The sequence below is a fragment of the Granulicella sp. 5B5 genome, from assembly GCF_014083945.1.
Lineage (GTDB): Bacteria > Acidobacteriota > Terriglobia > Terriglobales > Acidobacteriaceae > Granulicella.
In genome coordinates, this window is sequence record NZ_CP046444.1 from 82,821 (window position 1) to 97,181 (window position 14,361).

Sequence of the window (14,361 nt, forward strand, 5' to 3'; positions counted from 1 at the left end):
TTCCTCCTAGCATTCGGATGGACCACGTTCGTGAACACGCTGTAGGGCGAGTACGAGAGTTTCATTCAACTCGGCACTCTCCAAATGGAAGTATTCAGCACTCAGAGCCTCTGCCAGCATTCGCGACCTTCCGAGACGTTCGCTGGAGTTTTCGGTATCGATCACGAGAACCGATGACTTAATCTGACCGGCCATATCTATAGCGTCCTGCCACGCGTCACTATTTTCGAGAGGCACATTCGCGCGCCCGTCTGTGAGCAGAATGATTACGGTGGTCGGCGTCAGATACTTCTGAGCGAGATGGAGTGCATGTGCCAAGGGGGTTCTGCCGCCGGTTGGAAGGTATTCCAATGTCGCGGTTGCTTCTTGAAGTACGTTGGATGGCTCCAGTAAAACTTGTGCCTCTGTTCCACGAAAGGCAATGATGCCAACCTCATCTCCGATTTTGAAAGAGCGTGTGAGCAGGCTATTCGCCACGCCTTTCACCAGGCGCATCCGTTCCTGTACGGCATGAGATCCGCTTGAATCGACAACAAAGAGATACCGCGTTCCAGCTCTTGGAGCTCTGATGCGCTCATGCAGATCCGAGGTTCTTAGGTGAACCGCGCCGGTCTCCCTCACCGTATGGTTTAGCGTTGCGCGAACATCAAGTTCTACCGGTGTTTCTGTTCTGCGGGAGCCGACAACTGGGCCAGGTTGAGAGACGGATGCCATGGCACTGATTCCCCGGACTACTACACTTTCAAAAGCAGCGCGTATGGCGAATGTCTCGACTTCCCGCGGAGCAAATATTCTGGCGACATCATCACGCGCATTCGGTAGACCGTTGGGATCGGGCGGCTCTATTTGTGAATCGCGTGATTTCGGTGCCGGCGGTTGAGTGCGGGGTGCGGGAGGACGGCCCCGCTCATGGCTCCGATGAGCAAGTGCCAAGGGCAATACGGTGGAGACATGGTTGGGAAGCACTGAAGCATCGCCGACCAGGGCCGCGTAAGCGATGGCCGCGCGAACGATTGCAAGGTCGGCTCGGAGAGAACGCACGCCGGCTTCACAGACGGACTCGCTAATGCTGGCAAGTAGATCTTTAGAATAAAGAATGTCAGGACGTCTAGTGCGCGCCGCGTTCAATCGATCGCACAGCTGTTGTTCTGGTTGGGTCCACTCCTTGTTGAAACTCGTCGGATCTTGTTCAAACGCTATTCGCCTTTCGATAACAGTTTGTCGTGCGACTGGATCGACAGGCACGGCAATATCTACCGCGAGCGCAAACCGGTCGAGCAGTTGTGGCCGCAGGGAACCTTCCTCGGGGTTCATGCTGCCGAGCAACACAAACTCAGCCGCATGAGATGCGCTAAAGCCCTCGCGCTCTACCGTATTAACTCCGCTTGACGCCGCATCGAGCAACGTATCGCCCAGATGACCTGGGAGGAGGTTGATCTCGTCCACATAGAGGACTCCTCCATGGGCTTCAGAGAGTAGGCCCGGCTTGAGTGCAGGCTCTCCCTTGAGAGCTCGTTCGAGGTGCAAGCCCCCAAGAAGCCTGTCCTCAGTGGCTCCGATGGGAAGATTGATAAACGGAGAGGGGTGGGGCAGGAGCGTTGCCAACCCACGGGCCGCGGTCGTCTTGCCAGCTCCTTTGTCGCCTCGCAGAAGGACACCAATGCGCCAATCGACCGCTGCCAGAAGCAGCGCAAGCTTCATCTCCTCTTGTCCGACAATGGCTGAGAAAGGATAAACGGGAGGCTTCATAAGATAACCCCTCGTTTCGTTTCGCCCCGTGCCTCCAGCAAGGTTTCGCTCTCCAGCAAGACTTCGCGGAGAGCTTCGAGTGTTTCGGGCACTGGGCTCTCCCAAAGCTCGCGTCTAGCTGCCTCAAGCAAGCGTTCAGCGATGGCGTTCAACGCCCACGGGTTCGAGGTGCCAAGGAAATTGCGAATCTCTGGTGACAAAGCATACTGCTCCGCGAGACCCTCATAGACGAAGTCGGGGGCGATCTGTGCTGTCGCATCGAAACCGAAGATGTAATCGACGGTCGCCGCCAACTCCAATCCCCCTTTATATCCATGTCGCTTGATGCTTTCGATCCATTTGGGATTGACGACACGAGACCGGTAGACGCGGAGGGCCTCTTCTTGAAGATCGCGCACCTGCACGGTCTCAGGGCGAGAACTGTCACCGAAGTAGGCTTTGGGCTGCGTCCCTGTCAGTGCGCGTATCGAGGCGATCATTCCACCATGGAACTGGAAGTAGTCGTCCGAATCGAAAATATCGTGTTCGCGGTTGTCCTGGTTGTGCAGCGCAACTTGAATCGACTTCAACCGCTCGGCGAATACCGGCTGCGCATCAACGCCATCGGTGCCCTTACCATAGGCGAATCCTCCCCAGGCAAGAAATGCACGAGCAAAATCTTCATCGCCGCTCCAGTTGCCGGTTTCTATCAATGGCAGGATGCCTGCTCCATAAGAACCAGGTTTTGATCCAAAGATGCGGTATCGTGCCTGTACGTCCGCCTCATGCTCGGGGATGTTCTTGTGAGCTTCCAGATCGGCAAGATAGTGTTTGCGTGGAAAATTTCGATCGAGCGGTTCATCAAGCTCGACAACGAGCGAGACGGCTTGGTCGAACAGTTCTATGAGGTGCGGGAAAGCATCGCGAAAAAAGCCACTGATGCGCAGGGTGACGTCCACGCGCGGACGTCCGAGTTGCTCAAGGGGAATGACGGCCACGCCCTCCAGCCTGTGAGACTGCGAACTCCAGATTGGGCGAATACCTAACAGAGCAAAGGCCTCCGCGATATCATCTCCATGCGTACGCATCTGTGACGTTCCCCAGACACTGAGACCCATCATCTCGGGATACTGACCCTCTTCTTTGCGGAACCGATCGACAGCCTCTCGCGCAAGTTGCTGTCCGACATGCCATGCCGCCTGCGAAGGTAGGGCTCGCGGGTCGACCGCATAGAAGTTTCTCCCCGTTGGCAGAATGTGTGCCATCCCTCGAGTCGGAGCGCCAGCGGGACCGGCTGGAATATATCTCCCTTCAAGAGCATCCAGAAGATGCTCGATTTCGTCTCCCGTTTGTTCGAGCTTTGGTACCAGTTCGATGCACGCGAAAAGCAGCGCTTCCGATATCTCGGGGGATTGCAGACCGAGGACAGCTCGTTGTACTTCGGCTACAGCCTCTGTACGAAATCCAAGAGTCTCCAACATGGTGAAGAGGTCGAGCACGGCACGATCAAGCAGTTCGAGTACGTCCGCATGGGTATAACAAGTGTGACCGAAAATCTCCCGCGTCGTCGTCAAGCGCTCACCGGGTTTGTTCAGGAGCGATGTAAGGCTAAATCCAAAAGCGTCTGCGAGGCTTTGCTGAAGACTCGGCGTGCTGACGTTCGTCAGGCGCGTCAACGAGCGGAGCATCTCGGGAAGCGGTGGCATCTGTCCAAGAATGTGAAGACCATCGCGAATTTGCGCCATCCCCAACTCACAGAGATATCCATCCAGGTCTTCGATGAGGTGCGCAACCTCATTTCCCGTCATGGAAGCCAGCGTTGTAGGAACGCCCTCCGGAGTCAAAGCGTCATCCCACTCATGAGAGTGGTCGCCTCGTTCGCGCGTCAGCATCGCTTTTGTATCGAGATCGGTTTTGAGGTTGGTGCGTTCTACGAGCTCCCATATCTGCTGTTGGAGATACGGCAGCTTGGCCGGATCGAGCTTTTCGACTGCGTAGTATTCGTTGACCAGTTGATTCAACTCGGCGAGGGGGCCATATGTCTCAGCCGTCGTCATAGGAGGCGTGAGGTGGTCAACGACCACGGCGTGCGCTCGACGCTTTGACTGGCTACCCTCGCCAGGGTCATTGATGATGAACGGATACACGAGCGGAAGATCGCCCAGCAATAGATCGGGGAAGCACTCGCCCGATAGCCCAACTCCTTTACCCGGAAGCCATTCGAGTGTGCCGTGCTTGCCCATATGCACGATCGCATCGGCGCCCCAGCCGCCTTCGTCTTGGGCCGTCCCTAGCCAGCGATAGAAAGCCGTGTAATGGTGTGTTGGAGGCATATCCGGCGTGTGATAGATCGCATCGGGATCGATCCCATAACCACGCGGCGGTTGGAGAGCAATCAGAGCGTTGCCGAGGTCCAGCGCAGTAAAAAGATAATCCTGCTCATCTCCCCATGGCTCTTCTTGCTCAATCGAAACAACCTTGGCGCCGATCGTAGGCAGCAGCTTCTTGTCTGTCTTCTTTGCCGGCATGATGGGACGCCCGCGGTCCCGCGGCTGCCCCCAGAAGTCCTGCATCCTGCGGCTGGGCCGTTCCGGAAACGTCGCAAAGATCTTCCTGTAAGCGACCCTCGAAAAGCGTTTGGCTTGTGCGGGGTCAAGCGGATACTTATCGTCGTAGGTTCCATGCTGCAGCAGTTCCTGCATCAACGCGTCCGAAGTGTCCGGCAACTCGGAGATGACATATCGGCGCGCACACATGGCGCGAAGAGTGGTGAGAAGGCTGGCTGGAGAATCGAGGCCGACTGCGCCGCCAACCTGCGATGCTTTTGCGGCCGAGTTCGTGAGCACAAAGGCGATCCGCCGTTCTCGATTTGGCTTATGGCGTAGAGCTGCAAGACGAGCCGCAATGCCTGCCACTCGCTCAATCCGTTCCTCGTGTGGGACGTAAAGATTCTCCGCCCCGCTGGAGCCTCGTTCCTTGAATGAGATCGGTACGGTGATAATGCGGCCATCGAACTCAGGAATAGCGACGTTGACTGCTGTATCGAGCGAGTTGAGGCCACGTCGCGACCCTTCCCATGCACCACGTGGCATTCCACTCGGGATAGCCTGGATAATAGGCATTCCGAGTTGTTCGAGGGAATCCACCGCTTCACCCGCAACCGTCACAGAGCCAGTATTCACTTCTCCCAGGGCAAAGGATAGCGTTGAGATGAGGACATCGGCGCGGCCGTGAATCAGCTTGAACGCAGCGGGTCTTCCTTCTTCCTTCGACTTCAGGCTTGAGGTGAAGACACACAAAGCATTCAGACCCTTGTTTTGTAGTGCTTCAACGAGCTTGTCGATAAAGGCAGTGTTGCCGCTCATGCGATGGGCGCGATAGAAGAGGATGGCAGCGGTTGGTTTCGACGGATCGGCCTGCCGCCACCAATCCTCAAAGGTTGCGGCATCCATCTCCGGCAGGTAGATACCATGCTCCGGCATCGGACTGGGCGCAGCATATCCATAGCCCGTGAGCATCAATCGGTCCGACAAGAAACGGAAGAGCTCACTGAAATTGGCGACACCTCCAAGGTCGAGATACCCGGAGGCCGTGTGCATCACATCAGCGGGCACATTGATCGTTTCAGAAAACTCTGAAGCGTTGTCGCCCGTTCCGCTAACAAGTACAAGAGATTGGCCACGCTCGATACAAGTCGCCTTCAGGCTGCTGAAGCCAGGGATACAGCTAAGTGGCCCGTGGCAGCGCACCACGATTACCTTTGCTTTGCTCATCTCGCCGGCGAGCAGCGCGTTCATCTGGTCTTCGGTCCGCAGGGCGTTCAGCGAAAACGCACTGACACGAAGTTCGGCGGGAAGTAATTCCGAAGCTTTGATCAGGGTGAGCATGTCGGTATCGGCGTGCGATAGCAGCATGATGCCGCCATTTGGCTGCGCCAGTTCGAGTTGGTTCAGCCCATCGCTTGGGCTCGGAAGTCGAACATCCCAGTCGTAGTAGTTGAAGGTGTATTCGGCCAGCTCCGCAGAAGGTTGAAGGAAGCGGTCGGCCTTCAGCATCGAGTCGATGTATTCAAAGATCTGACGAACGTGCCACTCACTGTTTACGGAATGAAACCAGATGCTCCTTCCGTCGAAGACCAGGCTGGCCACATTCGCGAGCGCACAGGGGCCAATGCAGCCTCCCTTCGTCAGGTGGACATCATTGCGGATCTTGCGTTTCAGCCATTCCTCCTGGTAGACATCGACAGGGACCGCGGCATAACCGCGTTCAGTGATACCGCAGCAACAACCCGTGTAGCAATACGTGAGGTGGGCCCGGTGTTGAATGATATTGAAGGCTCGTCCATCGGCGCGAACGACGCGTTGACGGTGTGATGTTGACATGACTACATCTCCTCTGAGGGGCGTCTTTGACGGATCGCCCAGACCAGATAAGGGCCGCCGATGAGAGCGAGAACCGCCCCGGCAGGAATCTCCGCGGGTGGCAGAACAATGCGTCCAATAGCATCACAGATCGCAAGGAGCGCCCCGCCAAAGAGAAATACACTTGGCAGCAGCACACGATGATCGGGACTGATCTTTGAGCGCACCAGGTGCGGTACGATCAGGCCGACGAAGCCGATAGGGCCGGTCAGTGCAATCGCGCCCGCGACGAGAATCGATCCCGACAGGTAGCCAGTCTTTAGTAGGGCAGGCACGCGGACACCGCGCGAAGCAGCCCATTGGTCTCCCACCGCAAGAAGGTTCCAGCTACGGGCTCGCGAGATGACGATTGCTGCCAGAACAACGACCACGACACTCAGAACTCCGAGTGATGTGAAACTCGTCGAATCGACGCTGCCGATAAGCCAGCGGGCGATCGAAAAGGTCCTCGACATCCCGGCGAAACCACCTAGGATGATGATGAGCGCCGCGCATACGCTGTTGATGGCAATCCCGGTAAGAAGCAGGCTGAATGCCGAGATTTGCCGTCGCTTGGAAAATCCTCCAAGCATGAGTGCCAGCACGCCGAAGGCTCCAGTCAGAGCTCCGACCCAGGTAGCAGGAATCCCCCAAACCATCTGCCAGCCTGCTGCAATCACGGCAACGGCACCAAGGGAGGCGCCGGCGGAGATGCCCAACGTATAGGGAGTGGCGAGCGCATCCCGCAGCATCGCTTGAAACAGCGCACCGGCCAGAGAGAGCGCTCCTCCAGCGACAAGCGCGAGAAGCGTCCGCGTGACGCGCAATTGTACAAGAATCTCGTAGTCGGGAGATTGTCGATGCAAGACCCTCGCAACACTGATCGGCCCAGCGCCTATCCACGGCAGGAGGATCGCGGACGCAACGAACACGCAGATCGGCAGGAGAAGATTCCTGTGGGCTACAGCCGTGCTTTGTTCATAAGCGGTCATTGATACCAGATCCATGGGGAGCCTGCGGGCGTACTGCCTATCCGCAATCGCGAGGAGAAAAGTTTTAGCCAGTCATCGTTCTCTTGCGCCTTCGACGCTGTGAGGTCATGGGCGACGATTCCGTCTGACAGTACGAGAACTCTGGAGCAATAGGTCAACGCAAGATTCAAATCGTGGGTAACCGCAATGCAGAGCTTGCCCGCTCGTGCCTCCTGGCGAAGGACGGTGAAGCAATGAAGCTGCTGCTCGACATCGAGGAAAGTTGACGGTTCATCCAGTAAGAGAATGGAAGCGTTCTGCGCAAGACACGCGGCGAGGAGAACCCGCTGCCGTTCGCCTCCGCTTAGCGACCGAAAGTTTCGATGACGATACTCCCAACAATGGGTCCGCTCCATGGCTTCACGAATAAAGCTGTGATCCTCATCGGACTCGAACCACCTGTCCGTGTGCGGGTATCTCCCCATCGCTACCAGTTGTTCCGCCGTATACGGGAGATCGGCGTAGACTGTTTGCGGGAGATGGCTAACGCGCTGCGAAAGCTCACGCAGGTTCCAGGCCTTCTGATCGCGCCCGGCAATGGAGACTGATCCGACCGCGGGTCTGCGGAAACCCGCAACAACATCGAGCAACGTGCTCTTGCCCGCTCCATTGACACCTACGAGGGCCAGGAACTCATAGGTGTCGGCGCTGAGTGTTGCTGAGCGAAGGACGATACGTCTTCCGTAGGAGAGTTGCAGGTTCGCGACCTCAAGCAGCTGGCTCAACGGGCACGCCCCTTGCTGTTTGCGGAGTGCATAAAGTCGAACAGCATCTGAGCGGCTATCGGGGCGCGCGGTCCAGGTACAAGCAGGGCATTTGAGGTGCCAACGATGACGCGTCCTCTGCGAACCGCTGTCAACTGGCTTTGCTGACCCCATAGGGACAATACCTGGGCCTCTGCAGCTTTGCGCTCTGCTTCCGACTCCTGCTCGCCGCTGAGGTCGAGAATCACATCGGGATCATCTCGGAGCACCGTTTCCAGAGAAATTCGTGGATACATCGGCAGGCCAGGCTGTGCGAGCACATTTCTGCCTCCGGCGATCTCCAGTAACTCTTCGAGATAGTTCCCTGGACCAACTGCCGTAAGTTCGGCAAGCATTCCGGGTCGATGATTGACGATAGCTAGAACGCGAGGGGACGGTAATCCCTTCGACTTCTCCTGAATCTCCGTTAACTGACGCTGGATGCCTTCGATGAGGATGTTTGCGCGCTCAGGGACCCCTGCAGCTTTTGCGATGAGGAGGACGCCAGTATAGACATCGTTGAGAGTGCCATGCGGTACTTCGATAAACCTGACGTGCAGGGCAGTGAGGCGATCAGTCAGTTCACTTGAGATCCGTTGTAGAACGACGAGGTCTGGCACGAGACGCGCGATGGCTTCCGCATCCGGCGCAAGGTATGTTCCGACCTTCGGCAGTTTTTGAGCGGAGGCAGGGAAGTTGCAGAAGCGGGAAACGCCGACAACCCTGTCGCCGAGCCCCAGGGCGAAGAGTGCCTCCGTAATGCTGGGTGCTGTTGAGACAATGCGTTGGGGCTTGTCTTCGGCGGGGAGCCGCTCCACCAATGCCATGAGCACTACGCTGGATAGGAATCCTCGGCGTGTCAGCAACGTGGAGCGCGAATTGTCGTAGCTCAAGCCAGAAGTCGGGCGCAAGGTTTCTGTTCTCCGCAGAAATTGCAACTGAACCCCTGGCAGGTCTCCTGGCTCAAAGACGATACTTGCGTATCCGCCGCTATCCTTCCCCGGTAGCTACCCCGAGTGGTACTTCTAGCGGCTTATCTTTGTTTACAGTGGCGGGACCGCGCCGGCTTTACACCGGACTTCCCTTTTAAGCCCGTTGTGGGCACCGTGGGTCATTATCAAAGGTACCACGCAACAGGATGTCGGCCAGATCACGAATAGCGCAGTTCATCGACGGAACTCTGGGAGGGCATATTGCTTACGCCCTCCGCGCGTTCGGTAAGCCAGCCAAAAAGAAGTCCCAGAATACTCCACATCACAGCCTGGGTCTCTAAGGATGCGATGCGGAATTTCCATAGCAGAGAAGCCGGGAATCCCGCAGGAACTTCGTCGATTGGGGGCAGAAAATGAGCGACAACACTGACGATAACCACGTAGAGAATGATAGCTGACAACGTGGCATTCCACTCCCCCAGGGACTTGCTCCAGAGTCGTTTTGCTTTCAGGGAAACGACTGTGACGATAATTGAAGTCGCGATGAGCAGAAAATAAGCGGCAGTGCGAATACCGATCGTTTCCGGATTCCCAACCGATGGAGGGTTGGCCGGATATTTGAGGGACGGCGTCAGGACGATGGTGGCGAACCCAATCCCCGCAAGCAGAGCGGAGAGAACTCTAGGCCTGGACTGGCTGAAGCGACCGCGCGCATAGGCAAAAACGAGTCCAAAGATGCCACCGAGCGCGGTACTGTACACCCCGATGCCAGTAAGTAAACCAAAACCCCTCTGAATTTTGCGGCTTACGATCTCCGGCTCAGGCGGTTCACCTTTGGCCTGGTCCATGCTGGTCTCAAAAGCAATTGCCCGATCCACTTGGGGCTCCCCCACCCAACGCGCGAATGCGAATACGAAAAGGCCGACCAGGAGGCCGACCAGCATACCGCGAAGAAGCAGTGAACGGGCCATTGGATTTGTTTAGTGGCAGGGAAAACCGAGTAAGTGGCGTCCGTCGTGAACGAACTCGTGAATTGCGCGACCATGAATGAGAGAGGTGGCACCCTGCTCGGCACCCACAAAATAGATTAGAAGGAGCATCAACAGCCCTCCAAACAACGCCCAAGGCATCAATTCGCGGAGCGGAATGACCGGAATAGTGCCTGGTTGCGCGATTGAGCCTGCGGACCACTGAGCCATACTTGAGACCTCCTGAGGTTGCACATCTGTATGAGGGAGAATGAAGCCCTCAACTCAGTCTGAGCGTAGTGAAGCTCAACGGTGGTGTCAATACAAAGGTAGCCGATGATAATCTTGCGCCAGTGACGGCCTTGGAATTGAGAGCATTGCCAGCTCGAATCACGCTCATCAGCCACGCACCCACCCTCGCTCTAAAACGGGCATCTTTTCCTCTCGATGCGCCCTTGCCTGAAGACGAGATTGAAAAGGTCGCCACTCAGGGATGGACGGCCCCGCAAGCACAATATGTATGTTGTGGACCGGAGAAGCGCACACAACAAACCGCGGAAGCTCTCAGTCTGGAGCCTTCCGTGGCGATTGAGCTTGCCGATGTCGATTACGGGACGTGGAACGGTAAAGAAATCGAGGACATCCACGCAACAGACCCCGAAGGATTGGCCAGTTGGCTGACAGACGTGAACGCTGTGCCCCATGGCGGTGAGTCCTTTGCGCACCTGATTATCAGGGTTCAGCGATGGATGAAGGATCGAACCACTGCTGGCCACACCATGGCGGTAACACACCCGTCAGTGGTGCGTGCAGCGATCCTCTGCGCGATTCAAGCCCCGCCCGAGTCTTTCTGGCGCATTGAGATCGCTCCGTTGACCCTTACCGATTTGCGCTTCAATGGAAAGCAGTGGACGCTCCGGGTGGCGGGATGTCCCGTTCTCCTCAAATGAGCAAAATGCTTCGCATTTGTAAAACTGCCGGCCGCAGCTCGCAAGTGCGGCCATGCTAGATTAGGGGGACATATTCTGGGTGCCCGCAAGGGCATAACAGGGAAGCCGGTGTGAGTCCGGCGCGGCCCCGCCACTGTAATCAGGAACAAGACTTTTCACAAAGCCACTCGGTTGCGACTGGGGAAGGCGAAAGGTCGGGAGCTTCACATGTGAGGCTTTGCCTGAAAGTCAGGAGACCTACCTAGAACAGTCAGATTCTTTCCGCGCGGAAACGGGAAGCGATCGCTCGTTGTTCTTGAGCCTTTGTGCCTCCATCAGGAAGCCACTGATCCCACCTTGAGCGTGAGCCATCATGGTCATCGTGCTGGGTGATACAAACCCTGGCAACTTTGCGGAGACCACGACTTGTTGCGCAACGCTCGCCGCTACTGCCAACTGTGCCATCTCAGCCACGTTTACGCCGCCTGGGTCAATGACGTATAACGCCACAAGCCTTACGACGGACGGCTCCGCAACGCTGCAGATCATCACGCTCACGGCGATCTTGTCGGGGCCTGTGTGTGCGACGTAACTGTGCGCGTTGCTCTCTCCCTAGCGAGAAGAGCAGCAATGCCTCCGCATTCAGCCAGCTCAATTCGGTTGGAGCCCCTCGGCCAACACGTCTATGATCCGCAGCCCATTGGAGTTAGCGGTGGATCTGTCTTCAGAGAGGGCAGCCTGTAAGGCCGACGCGCACCCCTTAACCGATTAGAGAATAGAGCCTCACACTTTGCTGCCACGGAGCCTCTTCCCGTCATGTCAACTTCTATTATAACGGGGATGTCAAGAGGGTAAGCGGTGTAAGCGACAGCGATCGATTATCCGGCACTTGCCCGTTAGCTTGCTTCTGCTTCCGAGGATTAGCCGAAAAGAGGGGATGCAAACTGGTTTTGTTTGCACCCTCATTGTTTGGCTGGAGGCGTAGTTCAGGAGCGGGAGTTGGTGCCTTCGTTTGCCGTATCCACCCACGTGGCTTCCACGGGGGTCGGGTTTGACGATGGCGGGCTGGGTGTAGGTTTTGCCGTCGACGGTGAGGCGGACGGTGTACTCGCCGGGGGCAAGTTCGACGGGGCCTCGGCGCCCGCCACCGCCGGCTCCGCGGGGAGTGGCGGCTGGTTTGGGAGTGTCGTCGGTGCAGGCGTCGTGGGGGCGTTGGACTGCCGGTCCACGTCCGAAGCCGCGCGGGGCATAATTCTTGTGCCCTCGTAAAAATGTTGGTTGCCAGGCAGCTAGTATACAAGAGTCGTAAGGGGACATTTTCTTCAATAGGTGTAGTAGACCCGATTACGACATATTCAGGGCAGAAAACCCGAGGGTTGGAACCATGTTGCAAGGAGTATCGCAATCCGAGCCCGTATTGAGCCCCTCATGTTTGTGAAGAGTGGTAGAGAGACAATGACTCGAAATCTTATTCGTGTAGGTGGATCAATCCTGCGGGCAGGGTGATCAGCGACCCCAAATAGGAGGGCCGTAAACGATCCGAGGAATAGAGTGTTCCGTCCAAGGCGCTGCCGGTCAGTGGATTTATTTTGTCGGGGGAAGTGGTGGACGCGGTAGGGATCGAACCTACGACCAGTCGATTAAGAGTCGAATGCTCTACCAGCTGAGCTACGCGTCCTTGCGTGGAACCTGTCTCGGGGAGAGGCAGGAGCGAACGATCTAAGTTCGCAACAGGAGATGCGGATGTTACCGCCGCACAAGAGTTAGTGTACCACGATCCGGCGCCGTTTCGGGACGCCGGATCGTGAGGAAAACTTAGCCTACAAATTCGACGTTGGCCTTGTGGGGGATGATGCCGCGCTCATAGCCCATGTCAAGGAGTTTGCGGATCGCCTCGCGACCATCGTCGCCGTAGTTAAGGGTGCGCTCGTTGACGTACATGCCGACGAAACGGTTGGCGAGATTGGTGTCGAGGTCGCGGGCAAACTGCATGGCGTACTCTAGTGCAGCCTCACGGTGCTCAAGGGCGTGGCGGATGCTGTCGCGCAGAGCGTTGGTGGTAATGAGCTGAACTTCAGAGCCGAGCGAGCGGCGGATGGCGTTCCCGCCAAGAGGAAGAGGGAGACCAGTCTGCTCGTGCCACCAGACGCCGAGGTCGATGATCTTCTTGAGGCCGTCCTGCGCGTAGGTAAGCTGGCCTTCGTGAATGATGAGGCCAGCGTCAAACTCTCCGGCGAGAACGGCGGGGATGATCTTGTCGAAGGGAACGGTGACGGTTTCGATCTCGGGTGCGAAAAGCTTCAGGGCCAGATACGCAGTGGTGAGCGTGCCGGGGACTGCGATCTTCAGCTTCTTCACTTCATCGAGGGTGAAGTCACGCTTGGAGACGATCATGGGGCCGTAGCTGTCGCCTACAGAACCACCGCAGGACATGAGAGTGTAGTTATCCTGGATATAGGGGTAGGCGTGGAAGCTGATGGCCGTGACGTCGTAGTACTGGTCGGTGAGGGCGCGGTGGTTCAGGGCTTCGATGTCGGTGAGGGTGTGGGTGAACTTATAGCCGGGGACGCGAATTTTGTTGGTGGCGAGTCCGTAGAACATGAAAGCGTCGTCAGAGTCAGGGCTGTGAGCGATCTTGATCTCGCGCACGTCAGTTGCTGCAGTAGTCATTGATTCCTTCTTACGTGAACGCGGCGTGTTTGAACGAGGTGTGCCGCGCGGTTGAGTTCTTTATACGATGCGACGCGGGCGGGTAAGGGCGCTGTAGATGCCAGCCGCAGCAAAGATTTTGACGATCTCGCCGGGAAGGAAGGGAGCAACGGCACCGATCCATGTGGCGTAGAGGGAGTGATGGGTGTACTGCGCGAACCAGAGAGCCCCACAGGCATAGAGCAAGGCCATGGCGAGGATGCCCGCGACGAGAGAGGCGAGGAAGCGCGAGGTGCGGGTGTTCAGCAGGCGAACCGTGCCGCCGGCGAGGGCCGCGACAAACGGGTAGGCCATGAGGTAGCCGCCGGTAGGGCCGAGGACCTGCGCCACGCCGCCGAGCCCGGTCGGGCTGAAGACGGGCAGGCCGATTGCGCCTTCGGCAAGGTATGCGAGCAATACCAGGAAGCCTTCAACGGGGCCGAGCGCGAGGCCGACCCCGAGAACGGCCAAGGGCTGCAGCGTAAGCGGCACGGGCGTGAAGGGCAGAGGGATGGAGAGGCGTGCGGCAACGACGATGACCACGGTAGCGGCGAGGCCGATGAGGACCTTTCCTGTGCGGGTTTGCGAGAGCGACGCGGCGCGGGATGCGTATGAGGGCGATGCAGTGAGAGTGGGCATAGGTGTACCGAGGTGTTGGATTGGGTGGAACCTAGAGCGGGTTAGCGAGGTTGCGTGGTGGTTCTGCGGGAACGGAAGGCGAACGCCGTTTGCGGGCTCGGGATATGTGCTTGGCGATCACGAAGCTCATGATGAGCAATACCAGGACCGATGTTGCCGAGATGGCGGCGAGTACGAACATTTGATCTCCCTAAGAATAACAAAGGCAGCGCTAAGGGTGCAGCGTGAATCGGCGGATATCGCGAGAGGCAATGGACACATCTGAACTGTCGACAAGTATGGTTCCATGCAGTGAAAGAGACT

At 57.3% G+C, this 14,361-nt stretch carries 12 protein-coding genes, 1 tRNA gene and 2 riboswitches; of the genes, 3 read left to right on the plus strand and 10 right to left on the minus strand.

Features of this window, described 5'->3' with window-relative positions; translation table 11 throughout:
• Window positions 1-6 precede the first annotated feature (6 nt).
• The 7 genes from GOB94_RS00305 to GOB94_RS00335 all read right to left on the minus strand — a co-directional run bounded on the left by GOB94_RS00305 (window position 7) and on the right by GOB94_RS00335 (window position 10,033).
• Window positions 7-1,749 carry an ATP-binding protein gene (locus GOB94_RS00305; RefSeq protein WP_182276989.1) on the minus strand — a complete coding sequence of 581 codons (1,743 nt, stop codon included), beginning with the start codon at window positions 1,747-1,749 and terminating at the stop codon, window positions 7-9.
• Entirely contained in the window at window positions 1,746-6,110 is a 4,365-nt protein-coding gene (locus tag GOB94_RS00310) for a cobaltochelatase subunit CobN (RefSeq protein WP_182276990.1), read from the minus strand. The genes GOB94_RS00305 and GOB94_RS00310 overlap by 4 nt, the downstream gene beginning before the upstream one ends.
• Window positions 6,111-6,112: 2 nt before the next feature.
• Window positions 6,113-7,135 (minus strand): iron ABC transporter permease, encoded by a 1,023-nt coding sequence (locus GOB94_RS00315; RefSeq protein ID WP_182276991.1) that lies wholly within the window; start codon window positions 7,133-7,135, stop codon window positions 6,113-6,115.
• Window positions 7,117-7,884, minus strand: coding sequence for an ABC transporter ATP-binding protein (locus tag GOB94_RS00320; protein WP_182276992.1), 768 nt, complete (start codon window positions 7,882-7,884; stop codon window positions 7,117-7,119). Before GOB94_RS00320 ends, GOB94_RS00315 begins: the two co-directional genes overlap by 19 nt.
• The gene (locus GOB94_RS00325; RefSeq protein WP_182276993.1) at window positions 7,881-8,729 is read right to left on the minus strand and encodes a helical backbone metal receptor; all 849 of its coding nucleotides are present in this window, start codon (window positions 8,727-8,729) and stop codon (window positions 7,881-7,883) included. Before GOB94_RS00325 ends, GOB94_RS00320 begins: the two co-directional genes overlap by 4 nt.
• A gap of 103 nt (window positions 8,730-8,832) precedes the next feature.
• Window positions 8,833-9,026: riboswitch (cobalamin riboswitch) on the minus strand.
• A 26-nt stretch (window positions 9,027-9,052) separates the two neighbouring features.
• Entirely contained in the window at window positions 9,053-9,805 is a 753-nt protein-coding gene (locus GOB94_RS00330; protein WP_182276994.1) for a CbtA family protein, read from the minus strand.
• A gap of 9 nt (window positions 9,806-9,814) precedes the next feature.
• Complete coding sequence (locus GOB94_RS00335; RefSeq protein WP_182276995.1) at window positions 9,815-10,033, minus strand: CbtB-domain containing protein; 219 nt, start codon at window positions 10,031-10,033, stop codon at window positions 9,815-9,817.
• A gap of 68 nt (window positions 10,034-10,101) precedes the next feature.
• On the opposite strand from GOB94_RS00335, the gene GOB94_RS00340 reads away from it, so the two are divergent.
• The 3 genes from GOB94_RS00340 (at window position 10,102) to GOB94_RS00350 (ending at window position 12,000) form a co-directional block, all read left to right on the plus strand.
• A complete protein-coding gene (locus GOB94_RS00340; RefSeq protein ID WP_255484111.1) occupies window positions 10,102-10,752 on the plus strand; it encodes a histidine phosphatase family protein in 651 nt (216 codons plus the stop codon).
• A gap of 60 nt (window positions 10,753-10,812) precedes the next feature.
• Window positions 10,813-11,012, plus strand: a riboswitch (cobalamin riboswitch).
• Between the two features lie 92 nt (window positions 11,013-11,104).
• The gene (locus tag GOB94_RS00345; RefSeq protein WP_182276996.1) at window positions 11,105-11,323 is read left to right on the plus strand and encodes a hypothetical protein; all 219 of its coding nucleotides are present in this window, start codon (window positions 11,105-11,107) and stop codon (window positions 11,321-11,323) included.
• 410 nt (window positions 11,324-11,733) lie between these two features.
• Complete coding sequence (locus GOB94_RS00350) at window positions 11,734-12,000, plus strand: hypothetical protein (protein WP_182276997.1); 267 nt, start codon at window positions 11,734-11,736, stop codon at window positions 11,998-12,000.
• Between the two features lie 333 nt (window positions 12,001-12,333).
• Here the strand turns inward: GOB94_RS00350 and GOB94_RS00355 are convergent.
• The 3 genes from GOB94_RS00355 to GOB94_RS00365 form a co-directional block, all read right to left on the minus strand.
• A tRNA-Lys gene (locus GOB94_RS00355) sits at window positions 12,334-12,409 on the minus strand.
• Between the two features lie 137 nt (window positions 12,410-12,546).
• Complete coding sequence (locus GOB94_RS00360) at window positions 12,547-13,401, minus strand: MqnA/MqnD/SBP family protein (RefSeq protein ID WP_182276998.1); 855 nt, start codon at window positions 13,399-13,401, stop codon at window positions 12,547-12,549.
• A gap of 60 nt (window positions 13,402-13,461) precedes the next feature.
• A complete protein-coding gene (locus tag GOB94_RS00365; RefSeq protein ID WP_182276999.1) occupies window positions 13,462-14,058 on the minus strand; it encodes a biotin transporter BioY in 597 nt (198 codons plus the stop codon).
• Window positions 14,059-14,361 lie beyond the last annotated feature (303 nt).